This is a genomic window from Alienimonas californiensis (assembly GCF_007743815.1).
GTDB classification, from domain to species: Bacteria; Planctomycetota; Planctomycetia; order Planctomycetales; family Planctomycetaceae; genus Alienimonas; species Alienimonas californiensis.
Genome location: NZ_CP036265.1, coordinates 1,828,064 through 1,844,897 on the forward strand (window position 1 = coordinate 1,828,064; position 16,834 = coordinate 1,844,897).

Annotated in this window: 7 protein-coding genes; 6 read left to right on the plus strand and 1 reads right to left on the minus strand. The window is 74.1% G+C overall.

Annotated elements, in window-relative coordinates:
• Positions 1-235 precede the first annotated feature (235 nt).
• From CA12_RS07035 to CA12_RS07060, 6 genes are all read left to right on the plus strand, one after another.
• Positions 236-1,327 (plus strand): AAA family ATPase, encoded by a 1,092-nt coding sequence (locus tag CA12_RS07035; protein ID WP_145358147.1) that lies wholly within the window; start codon positions 236-238, stop codon positions 1,325-1,327.
• Between the two features lie 81 nt (positions 1,328-1,408).
• On the plus strand, positions 1,409-2,305 hold the full coding sequence (locus tag CA12_RS07040; RefSeq protein WP_207622169.1) for a DUF58 domain-containing protein: 897 nt from the start codon (positions 1,409-1,411) through the stop codon (positions 2,303-2,305).
• Positions 2,302-4,698, plus strand: a complete 2,397-nt coding sequence (locus CA12_RS07045) for a BatA domain-containing protein (protein ID WP_145358148.1) — start codon at positions 2,302-2,304, stop codon at positions 4,696-4,698. Before CA12_RS07040 ends, CA12_RS07045 begins: the two co-directional genes overlap by 4 nt.
• The gene (locus CA12_RS07050) at positions 4,698-7,313 is read left to right on the plus strand and encodes a VWA domain-containing protein (RefSeq protein WP_145358149.1); all 2,616 of its coding nucleotides are present in this window, start codon (positions 4,698-4,700) and stop codon (positions 7,311-7,313) included. Before CA12_RS07045 ends, CA12_RS07050 begins: the two co-directional genes overlap by 1 nt.
• Positions 7,314-7,374: 61 nt before the next feature.
• Positions 7,375-13,479 (plus strand): hypothetical protein, encoded by a 6,105-nt coding sequence (locus CA12_RS07055; RefSeq protein WP_145358150.1) that lies wholly within the window; start codon positions 7,375-7,377, stop codon positions 13,477-13,479.
• Between the two features lie 194 nt (positions 13,480-13,673).
• The gene (locus CA12_RS07060) at positions 13,674-14,807 is read left to right on the plus strand and encodes a prenyltransferase/squalene oxidase repeat-containing protein (RefSeq protein ID WP_165700600.1); all 1,134 of its coding nucleotides are present in this window, start codon (positions 13,674-13,676) and stop codon (positions 14,805-14,807) included.
• A 408-nt stretch (positions 14,808-15,215) separates the two neighbouring features.
• On the opposite strand, the gene CA12_RS07065 is transcribed toward CA12_RS07060, so the two are convergent.
• Positions 15,216-16,478 carry a M20/M25/M40 family metallo-hydrolase gene (locus CA12_RS07065; protein ID WP_145358152.1) on the minus strand — a complete coding sequence of 421 codons (1,263 nt, stop codon included), beginning with the start codon at positions 16,476-16,478 and terminating at the stop codon, positions 15,216-15,218.
• Positions 16,479-16,834: the final 356 nt, after the last annotated feature.

The window sequence follows — 16,834 nt, forward strand, 5'->3', positions numbered from 1 at the left end:
CTCGGGTCCGCCAGGCCGGAGGCATGGCTCCGGCCTGGGCGGATTGGCGCGCGCTCGGCAAGCCGTCGGGGCCAGGGATTTCGGGCTTGAGGAGAAACGCGGCGAACCTCGGCCGGATTGGTCGGGTTAGGGGGAAGCGGGCGCGAGCGTTTCCAACGGAGGACGCTTATGCTCGGCGTCCCGCCCGGCGGGCGCCTGCCCGCCGCTCCGTGCCCCTCGCCGCCCCGCCCCCGCGATGACCGAACCTGACGTCACCTTCGCCCCGGCCGCATCGGACGGCTCCGACCTCGGCGAGGGCGACGAGGCCCGCGCCGCCCGGTTGGTCGAGATTTGCGCCGCCGTGCGGGAACAGGTCGGCAAGGTCGTCGTCGGGCAGAACGAGGTCGTGGAGCAACTGCTCATCGCCATCCTCGCCCGCGGGCATTGCCTGCTGGAGGGCGTCCCCGGGCTGGCGAAGACCCTCACCGTGCGGTCGCTGGCCCAGGCGATGCACCTGGAGTTCCGCCGGATTCAGTTCACCCCGGACCTGATGCCCGCGGACATCACCGGGACCGACCTGATCCAGGAGGACCGCAACACCGGCGCCCGCGATCTGGTGTTCGACCGCGGCCCGATCTTCACCCAGATGCTGCTGGCGGACGAGATCAACCGCACCCCGCCCAAGACCCAGGCGGCTCTGCTGGAAGCGATGCAGGAACACGAGGTGACCGTCGGCGGCACCACCTACCGTTTGGAAGAGCCGTTCTTCGTGCTCGCCACGCAGAACCCGATCGAGCAGGAGGGCACCTACCCCCTGCCCGAGGCCCAGCGGGACCGATTTCTGTTCAACGTGATCGTGGACTACCCCAGCCGCGAAGAAGAGGGGGACATCCTCGACCGGACCACCAGCACGATGGCGGCGGAGATCGAGCCGGTGGTCAGCGGCGAGGAGATCATCGCCTGCCAGAGCACCGTCCGCCGGGTGCCGCTGCCGGACAACGTGAAGACCCTCGTGCTGGACCTGGTGCGGTCCGCCCGGCCGAAGGACCCCGCCGCCGCCCCGTGGGTGCGGGAGATGATCGACTGGGGCCCCGGCCCGCGGGCCTGCCAGCAACTGGTGCTGGCCGGCAAAGCCCGGGCGCTGCTGCGGGGCCGGCACCACGTCTCCCGGGAGGACGTGCTGGCCCTCGCCGCCCCGGTGCTGCGACACCGCATCGTCCCGACCTTCAACGCCGAGGCCGAGGGCGTGACCGTGGACGACCTCGTCCATCGCCTGATCGAGGCCCTGCCCGGCGGCGCCGGCAAGCCGAAGCGGATGCTGCCCAGGAAGCCCGCCCGGGTCGCTTGATGAGCGTGTCCCGTTAGCCGCGACCGCGGGGCGCCCTCCCTGCGGACGCGGCGACAACCGACCTCCCCCCCGCACGCGATCTTGGCCGACCTCCTCCCCGCCAACGCCCCGGCGACGCTGGGCAACCTCCACCTGCTCGCCAAGCAGGTGATGGAGGGGTTCCGCAGCGGCCTGCACAAGAGCCCCCACAAGGGCTTCAGCGTCGAGTTCAAGGAGCACCGCAGCTACGTCCAGGGCGACGATCCGCGGACGATCGACTGGAAGCTGTACGGCAAGACCGACCGGCTGTTCATCCGGGAGCACGAGCAGGAAACCAACCTGCGGGCCACGCTGCTGGTCGATTGCAGCGGCTCGATGGCCTACGGCGGGAGCCGGGCGAACGGGCTGACGAAGCACGGGTACGCCGTTCGCTGCGCCGCGGCGCTGTCCCACCTGATGATCCGCCAGCAGGACGGCTGCGGGCTGGTCACTTTCGACACCAAGGTCCGCAAGTTCATCCCCCCGCGGGTGCGGCCCAAACACCTCACCGCGATCCTGACGGAACTGGCGGGATCGAAAACCGGCGGGGAGACGGACCTCGGCGACGTCTTCCACCGCATGGCCGCCAAGCTGCCGCGGCGGGGGCTGCTCATCATCTTCAGCGATCTGTTCGGCGACGTGGAGCGGCTGATCCCCGCCCTGGCCCACCTGCGGCACAGCGGGCACGAGGTGGTCGTGTTCCAGATCCTCGACCCGGACGAACTCGACTTCCCCTTTGACCGCCGCACCCGCTTCCGCAACTTGGAAGATCACGCCGACCACCACACCGTCGATCCGGTTCAGGTGCGGCGGGCCTATATGGAACGGCTGCACGTCTTCCGCGAGGAACTGAAGAACGGCTGCGGCCGCCAGCGGATCGGGCTGGTCCCCCTGACCACGGACCGCCCCTACGCCGAGGCCCTCGGGCACTACCTCGCCATGCGGAGGCGGGCTCGATGACGTTCCTCAACGCCGCGCTCGCCTTCGGGGCGCTGGCCTTCACCGTCCCGCTGATCATTCACCTGCTGAACCGCAGTCGGTTTAAGACGGTCGACTGGGGGGCGATGCACCTGCTCGCGGAGGTCGTCCGCACGAACCAGCGGCGGTTCCGGCTCGACCAACTCATCCTGCTGCTCGTCCGCTGCGCGATCCCCGTGCTGCTGGCGTTCTGTCTGGCCCGGCCCGTCTGGACGGGAGGCGACGGGGCGAGCGGCGACGGGCCGGTCTCGCTGGCGATCGTGCTGGACGACAGCCAGTCCATGGGCGCCCCGCTGGACGGGGCGCCCGGCGGCGAAACCCGCTTCCGGGCGGCGGCGGCGGCGGTGAAGAGCCTCGTGGAAGGCGCCGGGAAGGGCTCGGACTTCGCCGTGATCCGGGCCGGCGGGCCGCCGATCGGGCTGACGGACGTCCCCACCTTCGACACGGCCGCCCTCGCCGCGGCGCTGGAGTCCGCCGAGCCGGCCGCCGGCGTCGCCGACCTGCCGGCGGCCCTCGAAGCGGCCCTCGGCACCCTCGCCGGCATGAGCCACGCCGATCGCGAACTGGTGGTGCTCAGCGACTTCCAGACCGGCCCCGGCCAGCCCGGCGGGCTGGCGCCGGACGCCGCGGACGCCTTCCGCCGCCGCCTCGCCGACCTCGACCTGCCCCCGTCCGTCACCCTGCTGCCGATCGCCGGGGACGGCGGGACGAACGCGACCGCGGAGAACGTCTCCGTGGAGGGCCTGGAAACGCCGGACCGGCCGGTCGGCGCCGGGCGGCCGGTGCGGCTGCGGGCGACGATCCGCAACCACGGCGTCGCCGATCAGACCGTGCGGGCCGCGCTGTTCGTCGACGGCGCCGAGATCGGCGTGCAGTCTGTCACGGCGCCGGCCGGCGGTACGGTGGGCGCCCTGTTCGTGCATCCTTTCGCCGAGCCCGGCACGCACGCGGTTTCCGTCACCGCGACGCCCATCAACCTGCCGGCCGGCGACGCCCTGCCGGCGGACGACGTCGGCCGGGCCACCGTCCGCGTGCTCGGCCGCCTGCCGGCGCTGCTGGTGGACGGCGCCCCCTCCCGCAAACCGCTGGCCGGCGAGACGGACTTTTTGTCGATCGCTCTCACCCCGCTCTCCTTCGGCTCCCGCAACGGCTTCGCCGGGGACGCCGGCGGCGGCCAGCCGGCGGACCTGATCGAAACCCGCACCGTCCCCCGGGGGGAGTTCCAACCGCAGGACCTAGACGGCCAACGGCTGGTCGTGCTGGCGAACGTCAAGGACCTCTCCGACGAACAACTCACCGCCCTCACCGACTACGTGGCGAACGGCGGGTCGCTGCTGATCTCCGCCGGCGATCGGGTGGACCTGAACTGGCACCGCGACCGCCTGTACGCCGACGGCAAGGGTCTGCTGCCGCGGGCCTGGGCCGCGGTGGCCGGCGGGCAGAACGCCGCCGGCGGGGAGGCCCCGTCGCGGGTGCTCGCCGAGCGGTTCGACCACCCGGCGCTGGAGCCCTTCAACGACCCGGCCGGTTCCTTGGAAAGCGGCGGCGACCTGACCGCCGCCGACGTCCGCCGCTGGATGACGGTGGAGCCCCCCGCAGACGGCGCCGACGGCGGCCGGGTGATCGCCCGGCTGGACACCGCGGACCCGCTGCTGATCGTCAAGCCGTTCGGCCGGGGCACGGTGGTGCAGATGACGACGGCGCTCGACGCCGACTGGTCCGACCTGCCGCTGCGGCCCAGCTTCGTCCCGCTGATGCAGGGACTGGCGGCGAACCTGGCGACCCGGCCGGCGCCGCCCTCGACGCTGCGGCCCGGCGAGCCGGCCGTGGCCCTGGTGCCCGCCGGGGTGGAGGCCGTCGCCGCCGACACGCCCGACGGTCGCCGCTATGCCGTCAGCGTGACGGAGGAGCCGCTCGCCGCCGTCCCGCTCGCCGCCGACGCCGAGGGCACCCGCGAAGCCGCAAGCGATGACGAAGCCGTCCGCCGGCTCGCCCGGTTTGAGAACACCCGCCTGCCGGGCTTCTACGAACTGAGCTGGCCCGCCGCCGACCCGGCCGCGGCCCCCGGCTCGGATCTGCTCAGCCCGGCCCGGTTCGCGGTGTCCGCCGATCCGCGGGAGTCGGCGCCCGGCACGCTGAACGAGGAGGAACGGGCCGGTCTGGCGGACTCCCTGGGGGCCACGCTGGTGACCACCGCGGAGGAATACCGCGCCCGGGACGACCGCCGCCGGCACGGCCTCGAACTGTGGCGCTGGCTGCTCGGCGGGCTGCTGGCGTTCCTGCTGTTGGAAATGGTTCTGCAACAGTTCTTCAGCCGGCCCGCGAAGATTCCGGCCGCCAACGGCCTGGCCAACGGGAACGGGGGGGGCACCTGATGGAGGACCAATTCATCGAACCGGAGATCGGGGGCACGGCCCTGCGATTCGTGGGTCCGTTGCCGCTGTGGGCCGGGCTGCTGCTCGCCGCGGTCGCCGCGGCGCTGGCGTGGCGGTTCTACCTGCGGGAGGCGGGGCACCTGTCCCGCGGCCTGCGGTGGGGGCTGCCGGCGCTGCGTTCGCTGGCGTTCGCGCTGAGCATTTTATTGCTGTGCGCCCCGGTGCTGACGCACACGCAGGTGGAGGGCGAACTGGGCCGCGTCCGCGTGCTGGTGGACGGCTCCGAAAGCATGGCCCGCCTCGACCGCCACCTGCCCGAAGCCCGCAAGGTGCGGCTGGCCGAGGCCGTGGGCCGCCTGCCGCAGGGCACCGCCGACCGCTACGACGCCACCCCGGCAGACGCCCGCCCCACCGGCGATCGGGCCGCGGCCAACGCCGCCGCCGCCGTCGATCCGCTGCCCCGCTGGCGCCGGGCCGATCTGCTACTCGCCGAGGCCCCCACCGCGATCCTGCCGGAACTGCGGCGGCAACACGTGGTCTCCGTCCGCACCCTCCAGGGGCCGACCCTCACCCCCCGCAACCTGCTCGGCGACGGGGCCGGGGATGAAGACGGGGATGAAGACGCCGCCGCGGCTCCGCCGACGTTCGCCCCGACCACCGACCTCGCCACCCCGCTGGCGGACGGCGTCGGCCCCGCCGCCGGGGACGCCGCCCCGACCGGGGCGGACGCGAAGCGGGCGGCGGTCGTGCTGCTGACGGACGGTCGCCACAACGCCGGCCCCTCCCCCACCGAGGCCGCCCGCCTGCTGGGCGAAGCGGGCGTCGCCGTGTTCCCCGTCCTCTTCGGGGCGGAGGAGCCCGCCGCGGACCTCGCCGCCGTCGCCGTCGACGCCCCGGACCTGGTGTTCAAAACCGACACCGTCCGCGGCACGTTCACCCTCCGCGACACAGCCCCCCCCGGCACGCGGTTCACCGCGGAGATCGTCTCCAAGGGGAGCGACGACGGGGCGACCGGCGAAACGGTCGTCTGGCGGCAGGATCTCGCCACCACCGGCTCCGGCGACCGCCGGGTGCCGTTTGAATTCGACGTCGAACCGCTGACGGACTCTCTCACGGAGACAACGGACTCTCCGACGGGAGTCGGCGGCTACGGCCGGGAGTCCCGGGGAGTCGCCCGCTCCGTGGCGACGCTCGATCTGGAAGTCCGGCTCTCCCCGCTGCCGGGCGAGGTGGACGCGGAGAACAACTCCCGCCCGCTGCGGCTGGCAGCGAACCTCGTTCCCCGCAAAGCCCTGCTGCTGGACGGCCGCCCCCGCTGGGAGACTCGCTACCTCCGCAACGCCCTGTCGCGCGATCCGCGGTGGGAAGTCTCAACCGTCGTTGTCCCCGCCGACGAGCAAACGCTCCCCCGCGGCGAGGCCGGCACGACCAACGAGAGCGGCGAGGGCGTGTTCCCCAACTCCCGGGCCGGCCTGCTGGGCTACGACCTGATCGTGTACGGCGAACTGCCGCCCTCCCTGCTGACCGCCGAGGAGCAGGGCTGGCTGCGGGAGTTCGTGGGCGCCCGCGGCGGGGGGCTGGTGTTCATCGACGGCCGCCGCGACGTGCTGAGCGAACTGCCCAGCCCGACCCTCACCGACCTGCTGCCCGTCACCCGGGGCGAACCGCTGTCCGGCCCGACGACCGCCCTGCGGCCGACCCCCGCCGGCGTCGCCGCCGGGGCCCTGGGAATCACGGGCGACGAACCGACCGACGAAACCTTCTGGCAGGCCCTGCCCGCCCCGCAGACGCTGATCGGCGCCACGCCCCTGCCCGGGGCGGAGGTCTGGCTGGACGCGGTCGCCGAGGGCGGCGCCGGGACCGGGGCCGGCGGCGGCGACGGCGGCGGGACGCACCCGGCGATCGTGGTGCGGCCGTTCGGCGGCGGGCGGGTGATGTACCTCGCCTTCGACGAAACCTGGCGCTGGCGGTACCGGGCCGCGGACGTCTACCACCAACGGCTCTGGAACCAACTCGCCGGCGCCGTGATGCCCCGCCCCTACGCGGTGCGGGACGAACTGCTGGCGCTGGACACCGGCGGCGTGCGGTACGCCCCCGGCGCCTCCGCCCCGGTGCGGGTCGAGTTGCGGCATCCCTCGAACGGGGGCCCCGGCGGCGGCCCGGCGACCGGCGTGCCGGTGGACGCCGTGCTGACCCGCGACGGCCGGATCGTCGGCACGGTTCCCCTGACCGAGGACCCCGAGGTGCCCGGCGCCTACCGCGGGGCGACGGGGCCGCTGGAGCCGGGCGAACACGAGGTGTCGATCCGGGCCGCCGGCTTCGCCGCGGGGGCGTTGCAGGCCCGCACCGGGTTCGTCGTCGAACCGCCGGCGACCGCCGAATCCGCGGACACCTCCGCGGACCCGGCGCTGCTGGCCGCCATGGCGGAGGCCTCCGGCGGGACGTTGATCCGCGAGGAGGAGATCGGCCGGCTCGCCGCCCTGCTGGCCCCGCTGTCGGACGGCCGGGTGATCGAATCGGAAATCCCCCTGTGGCAAAGCTACTGGTGGTTCTTCGCCGTGCTGATCCCGCTGACCGTCGAATGGATCCTCCGCAAACGCGCGGGGCTGCTGTGACCGGCCCGTTCCCCCGCCCCCGTCTTCCCCGTCGCCCCCGTTCGCTCTGATCGGCCCCGACATGAACCTCGCCCTCGACCCGGCCGTCGCCCGCAAGCTGGACGCCTACCGCCGCCGTCGCGGGCGGCTGGTGGCGTTTCGCTCCCTGTGCGCGGGAATCACAGCCCTGCTGATCGGGCTGGCCGCGGTGGCGCTGATCGACTGGTACTGGCTGCTGAGCGATTCGACCCGCTGGCTGCTGAGCGCCGCGGCCTACGCCGGGGCGGTCGCCGCCGCCGGGCTGGCGCTGGTCGGCCGGATGGGCCGGCTGAGCCGCCGCGAACAGGTCGCCGCGGCGATCGAGGACGCCGACCCCTCCGTGCGGGAACGGCTGCTCTCCGCGGTCGAACTGGCGGCGGACGACCCGAGTTCCATTCACGACTCCCCCGCCTTCCGGGCCCTGTTGCAGGGGGAGGTCGCCCGGCTGATGACGAACGTCCGCCCGGCGAAGCTGCTGCCGTACCGGTTGGTCGCCGGCTGGGCGGCGGCGGCGGCGATCGTGATCGGCCTGACCGCCGCGGCGGCCGCGACCGGCGGGCCGCGGGTGCTGCACCTCCTGCACCGGGCCGCGATGCCCGGGGCGAACCTGGCCCGCGTCTCCCGCGTGCAGGTGGAGATCGTCGAACCCTCCCCGCCCTCCCGCACCCTGCCGGCGGGCGACACCGTGGCGATCGTGGTCGGCATCAGCGGGGACTCCGTCGACGAGGCCCTGCTGGAAGCCGCCGCCGCCGACGGCGAGCCCCGCCTGCTCCCCCTCCGCCCGACTTCCAACGACCAGTGGTCCGTCAACCTGCCGCTGGGCGAGGAGGACGTCACCTACCGCGTGCTCGCCGGCGACGCGATCACCAAGCGCTACACCCTGACGGTGCGGCCGCGGCCGCGGATCACGGCGTTCGGAAAAACCGTCGCCTTCCCGGACTACGCCGCCCTGCCCCCGCAGACCGTGACCGACGAGCACGGCGACCTGTTCGCCCTGGTCGGTTCGACGGTGGAACTGACGCTCGAACCGGATCAGCCGGTCAGCGAGGCGAAGCTGCGGCTCGCCCCCGCCGACCCCGACGCCCCGGAGCAAACCCTCTTCCTGACCTCCGCCGAGGGCGACGACGGGGTCGTGCGGTGGTCGACGACGCTGCCGATGGAGGCCCCCGGCACCTACCGGGTGCACCTGGTCAGCGCCGAGACCGGCTTCGACAACCCCTTCGCCCCGCGGAGCGAGATCCGCCCGCTGGCCGACGCCCCGCCCACCGTCGCCTTCACCAAACTCCCCGAAAACGCCGCCGCCGGGCTGCTCCTCCCGCCGGACGACCTGCTGGACCTCGCCGCCGGCGCCACGGACGACCTGCCGCTGGACCGGATTGAGCAGTGGGTCTCCATCAACGGCGGGGAGTGGACGGCGTCCCCGCTGAACTTCTCGCCGACCCCCGACGCCGAGGCGAACGCCGCCGCGGCCCGCGGGCTGATCGACGCCGGCGGCCGGGAACTGGCCGCCGCCTGGCGCTGGGACCTGTTGCCCCTGGGGTTGAACACCGGCGACGAGGTCCGCACCAAGCTGGTCGCCACCGACCGCAAGGGGCAGACCGGGCAAAGCGCCGTGCTGCGCGTGCTGATCGCCGGGGAGGACTTCGACCCGCTGCGGCACGCCGGCGCGGAGCGAAACCTGCTGTTGGTCGATCAGGCGGCCGCCTTCGCCGCGGCGATCAAGGAGCAGCGGGAACTGGCCGACGCCGCCGTCGAGCGCCTCAAGCAGGCCGGCGAGGACGAAGCCGTGCGGAACGAAGAGTACGCGGTGATTGCCGACCTCCGCAGTCGCCGGCGGGACGCCGCGGCGTCGCTGGTCGCCACGATCGCCGCCACGCTGCCCGCCCAGACGGCCGGCGCCGACGCCCTGGAGTGGGAACTGCTGGGCCGGTTCGTCTCCCGCATCGGGCTGGACCCCGTCGTCGACCCCGCTGCCCAACGGGCGACGGGGGTGCCGGACGACCAGATCCGCGACGCGATCGCCCGGGACTTCAAACAGGCCGACGAACAGGCCGTCTACGCGGAGAAGTTCGCCCGCCGGTTCGCCACGCACGGCTTCTTCGCCGCGGTCGCCGCGGACCTCGCCGCCGTCTTCCGGCAGCAGGACCGGGTGGCGAACCTCTCGGAGATCTCTTGGGACCGGCTGGCCCGGCAGGAGGCCGTGGTGGCCGGTCGGTTGGAAGCGGTCGAGGAGTTCGCCCGCCGCCACCGCGACCGGTTGGAGGACAAGCACCAGCGGGAGGCGGACGGGCTGATCAAGGCGACGGACGAGTTGCGGACGAAGCTGGACGACGCCGCGGCCCGCGGCGCCGACGAGGTCGGCGACGACGGCGAGCCCAGCGAGGAGGCCCTCCGCAAGTTCCGCGAGGCCGCCCGCGGCGTGCGGGACGATCTGGCCTGGCGGAAGAAGCCCGGCACGCTCCACAACCTGGCGAACGAACTCCGCAGCGCCTGGAAGTACCTCTGGGAACACACCGGCGACCTGCCGGACCAGTTCGACAAGGCGGCGGAGGTGCTCGCCAAGCGGGAGTCCGCGGTCTTCAGACGAGCCGCCGCGGGGGACTCCGCGGAGGCCGACCGACTGCGGGAGGAGATTGCGAAGCTCGCCGTCGACCCCGACGGGGCGCTGGCGCCGGACGTCGCCCGGCTGCGGGACGTGCGCACGTTGCAGAAGGCCCGGCCGGACGCGGACACCGTCTTCGCCGCCGACGCCGGCCTCGCCGCCCGGGCCGTCGACGTCGTCGCCGAGGCCGTCGCCGCCGAAACGCTCATCCAACTCCGACCGGCTGACGAAGAACCCGCCGACGCCGTGGCCGCCGCGGACGGGGACGCCGACGGCGAAGCGCAGGAAGCCGACGAGGCCGAGGCCGCCGAGCCGGAGCCGGTCACGGTGACGGCGTCGTTCGCCTTGAAGGAGATCGCCCCGGCGTTCCGGACGTTGCAGTCCGGGCACGAACTGACCGCCGCCCGCCGCGCCGCCGAAACGCTGCGGGAGCGGGAGCGCTGGGGCGCCCAGACGCCGGACGGCCTGTTCGACCATCCCCGCCAGTGGGACGCCCACGAGGCCCAGTTGGAATACGCCCTGGACCGCCTCCGCCGGGCCAAGGCGCTGGGCGAGAACAACGTGATCGAGCGGGACGTCAACGAGGCCCGCTGGTCGCCGGCCGCCCACCGGGCGGAGCCGCTGATTACGGAGCGCCGCTGGAAGGACGCCGGCCCGGTCGCCGCGGACGCCGAACTGGGGGTTCTCGCCGCCGATCTGCGGGCGGCGGAATCGAAGCTGGCCCCGGCGATGGCCGCGGCCCGGGCCGTGCTGGCGAAGTACGCCCCCACGATCCCCGAGTTGGCCCGCGAAGCCGCGGAGGCCGCCCGCCAGCGGGAGGAAGCCGCCGCCGAAGCCGCCCAGTCTCTCACTGAGGAACAAGGGGCGGAGAGCGAGCAGACCGAGCCGGAGGCCGCCCGGGAGGCGGTCCGCGAACTGGCCCGGGAGCAGGCCGCCGCGGAGCGGGACCTCGCCGAACTGGCCGAAGCCCTCGCCGACGACGCCGACCGGCAGGACCTGCGGGACGCGGAGCAGCGGGACCGGGCGAAGGACGCCGACGCCGCCGTCGCCGCCGTGCAGGAACGGGCCGAAGCCGCCGAGGAGGCCCTCGCCGACGCCGCCCGGGCCGCCGCGGACGAGAGTGCCACGCCCCAGGAGCAGGCCGAACCGCTCGTCGAAGCCGCCGAGCAGCAGGCCGCCACCGCCGAGGCGCTGGAGCGGGTCGCGGAGCACTTCGAGAACCTGGACTCCGACGCCACGCCCGAGGAGCTCGCCGAGAGCCGCGAGGCCCTGCGGGAGATGGTCGAACAGGAGGCCGCAGAGGCGCTGGAGGAGCGGTTCGCCCCCTCCGAAGCCCTCGCCGAGGCCGCCGCCGGCGATCCCCAGGCCCTGTTGGAGCAGTTGGAAGCCGAACTGGCCGTGAACCCGGCGATGCGGGAGGCGCTCTCGGACATCGCCGTCGACGCCGCCGCCGACGCCCAGAACACGCTGGAGGAGGCCGTCGAACAGGAGCAGGCGATCCAGCGCGACCTGGACCGCTCCGACAAGGCGTTCCAGGAGAAGAAGGCGGCCGTCGCCGAGAACCTGCGGGAACTGGCGCGGGCGGCCGATCTGCTGAAGGAGCGGGCCGCGAACACGGCGGAGCAAGCCGCCGACCGCGGTCAGGCCGACGAAGCCGAGGCGAGCCTGGAGGCCGCCCGCGCGGCGCTGGCGGAGGCGAAGGAGGCCACGCAGAGCGCCAACGCCGACGCCCCCCTGCCGCAACTGGCCGAAGCCGCCCAGCAGGCCGGCGAGGCGCTGGACCGGGCGGCCAAAGCCCTCGCCGAAGCCCGCGCACAGGCCGCCGCCGAGAAGGGCGATCAGGAGATTCACAAGGACGACAACGAGCGGAACCGCCGCCGCGAGGAGATGGAGCGCGTTCGCAAGAACCTGCGGGACGCCCAGGAGCGCGACGCCCGCGACGCGCAGAAGCGGGCCGAGGACGCCGAACGCCGGGCGGAGGACGCCCGGCGGAAGGCCGAGGACGCCCAGCGGAAGGCCGACGACGCGGCCAACAAGGCCCAGCGCGAGGCCCAGGAGGCGGAGAACCAGGCGAAGAAGGCCCAGGAGGAAGCGGCGAAGGAGCCGGACGACGCCGGCCGCGCCCAGCGGGCCCAGCAGGCCGCCGCCAAAGCGGAGCAGGCCGCCGCCAAGGCGGAGCAGGCGCAGGAGAACGCCGCCGCGAAGGTGGCCGAGAAGCAGGCCGCCGAGCAGGCCCGCGACGCCGCCAAGGCCGAGACCGCGGAGGCGAAGCAGGCGACGGAGGCGGTCGGCAAACAGCCGAACCCGCGGTTGGACGCGGCCAACCCGGCCGCCGAACTCGCCGAGCAACTCGCCGGCGAGGCGGAGCAGGACGCGAAGGCTCTCCAGCAGCAGGCCGCGGAGATCGCCGCCGCGGCGGACTTCAACAACGAACTGGAGGCCTCGGAGCCGGCGCTGGCCCAGGCCGAACGGCAGCAGCAGGGGGTGACCGAACGGGTCGCCGCCGCCGCCGACGATCTGGAGCGGGCGGCCCGGCACGAGGAGCGGCTCGGCCAGCCGATGAACGCCGAACCGCTGGCGAACGCCGCCCGGGCGATCCAGGAACTGGCCGAGAGCGAATCGACCGAGGCCCAGCAGCAGCTCGCCGACGCCGCCGCCCAGGCGCAGGCCGCCGCCGAAGCCGGCGAGCCGGCCGAGCCGAACGCCGGACAGCCCGCCGGGGAGCCCGATCCGCAGGCGGACGTCGCCGCCCGGGAGGCCGTGGGCGCAGCCGAAGCGGCGCTGGCGAACGAGGCGGCGGCTCTGGCCGAGGCCCTGGCCCCGCTGACCGGCGAGGGCCAACTGCCCGGCGAGGCCCCAACGCCCAGCGGCGCCGCCGAGATGGCCGCCGCCGGCGAACCCGCCGCTGCGGGCGAACCTGCCGCGGGCGAACCGGCGGCCGGCGAACCGGCGGCCGGCGAGGCTCCCGCCGGGGCTCCGCAGGCCGGCATGCCGCAGGCGGGTTCGCCGCAGGCGGGTTCGCAACCGCCGCCGCGGCAGCGGCTCACGCCGGAGGAGCAGGCCCGCGGACGGGACCTCGCCCGGCAACTGGATGCGATCGACCGGGCGATGAACGCCCCGCCGGCCCCGGCCGGTGAGGCGGGCGAAGCCGGTGAGGGCGAACCGGCTCCCACGCCGGCCGACGCCGCCGCGGAGCTGTTCGCCGCCGCCGCCGCCGCCGAGTCGGCCGCCGTTTCCGCGGCCCGGACGGCCCAGGCCGCCCCGCCGGCCCCGGGGATGCCGATGCCCGGCCCGCCCGCGATGACGGCCGGGGAGCCGGCCGCCGGCGCCGCGGAGGGGATGGGCGTCGCCGAGGGCGCCGGCGATCCGGGCGTCGAGGGCATCCGGCCGGAGGCGGTCACGGACAAGAACTGGGCGAACCTCCGCCGCAAGGACGCCGAAGACGTCTCCGCCGGCCGGTCCGCCGCGGTCTCCGAGGAGTACCGCGACAGCGTCAACGCTTACTTCCGCGTGCTCGCCGAGCGCGCCCGTCAGGGAGACCGATGAACCGCCCCGCCCCGATCGTCCCAGCGCCGCGTGAGCCCGGCGCGCTTGCGCGAAGCGCGAAATCTCGTAGCGGCGGCTTCCAGCCGCCGACTCTTGACGTGAATCGAGGAGGCGACCCCCGCTCGCTGCGCTCGCGGACGGCGGCTGGAAGCCGCCGCTACGGCGATCTGCGGACGGCGTCCGCGTCGGCCGGATTGTCGTCGACTCAAATCGCGGCCACGCTCGCCGCGTTCCTCCTCGCCCTCCCCGCCGTCGCTCAGGAGGACGCCGGGACGCCGCCGGAACCGGGCGCCCCCGCGGCGCTCGACGGGTTGGGCGGGCTGCAACTCGGCGAGAACGACCCGCAGGTCGACGCCGCGATGGACAAGGCGGTCGCCTATCTGCTCACCCAGCAGCGGGAAGACGGGGCGATTACGGACAAGGGCACCCCCACGGCGATGACTTCGCTGTCCATCATGGCCCTGGCGAGCGTCGGCGTGACCCCCGCGGACCCCACGCCGGAGGGGACCGCGATGCGCAAGGCGCTGGATTACGTGCTGGACGAGAAGCGCGTGCAGGAGGACGGCTACTTCGGCCGGGACGACGGCTCCCGCATGTACGGGCACGGCATCATCACGCTGATGCTCTCGGAGATGCTGGGGATGGGCGCCAACGCGGAGCAGGACCGCCTGATCCGCGAACGCCTCGAGAACGCGATCGCGGTGATCCTGCGGGCCCAAAGTCAGCCCAAGGACGCCCGCAACCAGGGCGGCTGGCGCTACGAACGGGACAGCAAGGACAGCGATCTGTCCGTCTCCGTCTGGCAGGTGATGGCCCTGCGGAGCGCCGCCAACGACGGGCTGGACGTGCCCCCGGAGGCGATCGCCGAGGCGGTGGACTACCTGCGGCGCTCCTACGACTCCCCGGTGGCCCGCGACGGCACGCCGGACGATCGGGTCAGCGGGTTCACCTACGAACCCGAGCGAGGCAACCCGACGTACGCGATGACCGCCGCCGGGCTGCTCGCCATGCAGGTCTGCGGGCAGTACGAGGACCCCCGCGTGACCGGCGCCGCGGAGTGGCTGACCGCCCGCCCGCCGCAGTGGAAGGACAAGTGGTTCTCCTACGGCACCTATTACTACGCCCAGGGCATGTACCAGCGGGGCGGCGAGTTCGCCCCCGCCGCCGCGGACGCCGTGCGGGAGTTGCTGTTGGAGCGCCAGGAAGACGACGGCTCCTGGCTGGCGGAAAACGGCTCCGAACGCAGCCACGGCCACGTCTACGCCACAGCGCTGTCGATGCTGAGCCTGTCGGTGAAGTACCACTACCTGCCGATCTACCAGCGGTAGGGGCGGATCACTTTCCCCCCCTCTCCCTTGAGGGAGAGGGGCCGGGGGTGAGGGTGAGGCACGGTTCACCCGTCTCCGCTCTCTGCGGTGAGGCGGCTGAGGGAGAGCGGGCGGACGGTGAACGGTGAGCGGGAGTCACCGCCCCCTCACCCCCGACCCCTCTCCCCCAAAAGGGGGCGAGGGGGGACGAGTCAGAGACACTTCAGGAGTTTCGCCGCGCTTTTCCCCCCTCTCCCTCAGGGAGAGGGGCCGGGGGTGAGGGTGAGGCACGGTTCCTACGCCCCCGCTCTCTGCGGTGACGAACCGACGGGAGAGCGAAGCGGGCGGTGAACGGCGTGCGGGAGTCGCTGCCCCCTCACCCCCGACCCCTCTCCCCCAAAAAGGGGGCGAGGGGGGAAGAGAGCGGCGTCAGCCGACGCAATACCGGCGAAACAACGTTTCGTAGAGGTCGCAGCCGCGGCGGAGTTGGTCCAGGGAGATGAACTCCGCGACGGTGTGGGCCTGGGCGATCGAACCGGGGCCGAGCACCAGCAGGTTCGTCAGGCCGCCGCCCGATTGGCCGGGGACCGCGGGGCTGGCGAAGACGCCGCCGTCGGTGCCGTAGCAGACGGTTCGTGGGGCCGATTGGCCGAGCAGCTCGCAGACCGCCGTGGGGAACGCCGCGTCCGGGTCCGTATGAAAGGGGCCGGCGTGGCGGTCGTCGATCGTCTCCAGGCCGTGCTTCGCCGCCAGGGCCAGGAACTCGGCGACCAGCGGGCCGTCGTCCACGCCGGGGACGGGGCGGGAATAGATCGTCGCCGTCGCCCGCTCCGGGGTGACGTTCAGCACGGTCTCGCCGTCGGAGAGCGTCAGGTTCCAACTGAGCCCCGGCGGGTCGAAGGCGGGGTTCTGCAGGGCCGGGTCGGTCTCGGTGCGGCGGATCAGGGGGAGCAGGTCCGCCAGGAAGGGGATCAGCCGGAGGTTCGCGTTCACCCCCGCGGCGGTGCTGCTGTGGGCGGCGACGCCGCGGGCGATCGCCGTCAGCAGGTGGGAGCCCTTGTGGGCGTGCACGGCGGTGAGGGAGGTGGGCTCGCCGATGATCCCCGGCGGGTTCGCGGCCCGAAGTTCGAGATAGGCGGCGCTGCGGGCGACCAGCTCCTTCGCCCCCTCGAAGCCGATCTCCTCGTCGGCGGTCAGCCCGATCCACAGCGGGGCCGTCAGCGGGGCGCCGCCGGGTCGCTGCGAGTCGGCGTGCAGGCGGGCGGCGGCGGCGATCGCGGCGGCGACCGGGCCCTTCATGTCGCAGGCCCCGCGGCCGTAGAGGCGGTCGTCCGTCACCGTCGGTTCGAACGGGGCGCCGGGGCGGCCGCCCGTTCCCGGGCCGGTCCACTCGGCGGCGGGGACGACGTCGGTGTGGCCGAGCCAGACGAAGCCGGGGCGGTCCGGGCGTTCTCCGGCGCCGGGGACGGGGGCCGGGCCGAGGCGGGCGAGGAGGTTCACCTTCTCCACCCCGCGGGCGTCGCGGTAGACGGTGCGTTCCACCGCGAAGCCGGCGGCGGCGAGGGCGGCCTCGCAGACGGCGGCGGCGGCGGCGTTGGAGTCCCGGCTGACGGAGGCCGCCGCGATCAGCTCGCGGGCCAGCGGCAGCGGGTCGGCGGGCGACTGTGCGACGGGCGACGGGGCGACGGGCATGCGGGGATGGTACTCCGTGGGGAGCGAACCGTGACGTACGCTGCGGATTCGGGCACCGCTGAGCGGGTTCGTGGGCCGAGGGTCTGCCGACCCTGCGAAACCGCAAGCGTTTGCAGGGGACGGAGCGGTTGGCGCGACGTGGGGAGGCCGCTCCGGCGGGGCGAAGGGTTGGGGGGCGAAGCAATGCGGGCCGCAGATTCCGCACGTCCGGCGGGTTTCGCATCAGCGGCCGAACTGGGCGAACCGATACCGCAGTCACGACCGACGCCCCCGGAGTCCCCGGGGCGGCGCCCCGTGGATCGCCCGTTTGCGGGCGAGCCCGTTCTCCCCGCCGCCCGGCGTGGGAGGCGCCCGGT

Excerpts from the sequence above, each read along its gene's own strand:
- CA12_RS07055 (WP_145358150.1), top strand. The coding sequence starts at position 7,375 with ATGAACCTCGCCCTCGACCCGGCCGTCGCCCGCAAGCTGGACGCCTAC.
- CA12_RS07035 (WP_145358147.1), top strand. The coding sequence starts at position 236 with ATGACCGAACCTGACGTCACCTTCGCCCCGGCCGCATCGGACGGCTCC.
- CA12_RS07045 (WP_145358148.1), top strand. The coding sequence starts at position 2,302 with ATGACGTTCCTCAACGCCGCGCTCGCCTTCGGGGCGCTGGCCTTCACC.
- CA12_RS07050 (WP_145358149.1), top strand. The coding sequence starts at position 4,698 with ATGGAGGACCAATTCATCGAACCGGAGATCGGGGGCACGGCCCTGCGA.
- CA12_RS07065 (WP_145358152.1), bottom strand. The coding sequence starts at position 16,478 with ATGCCCGTCGCCCCGTCGCCCGTCGCACAGTCGCCCGCCGACCCGCTG.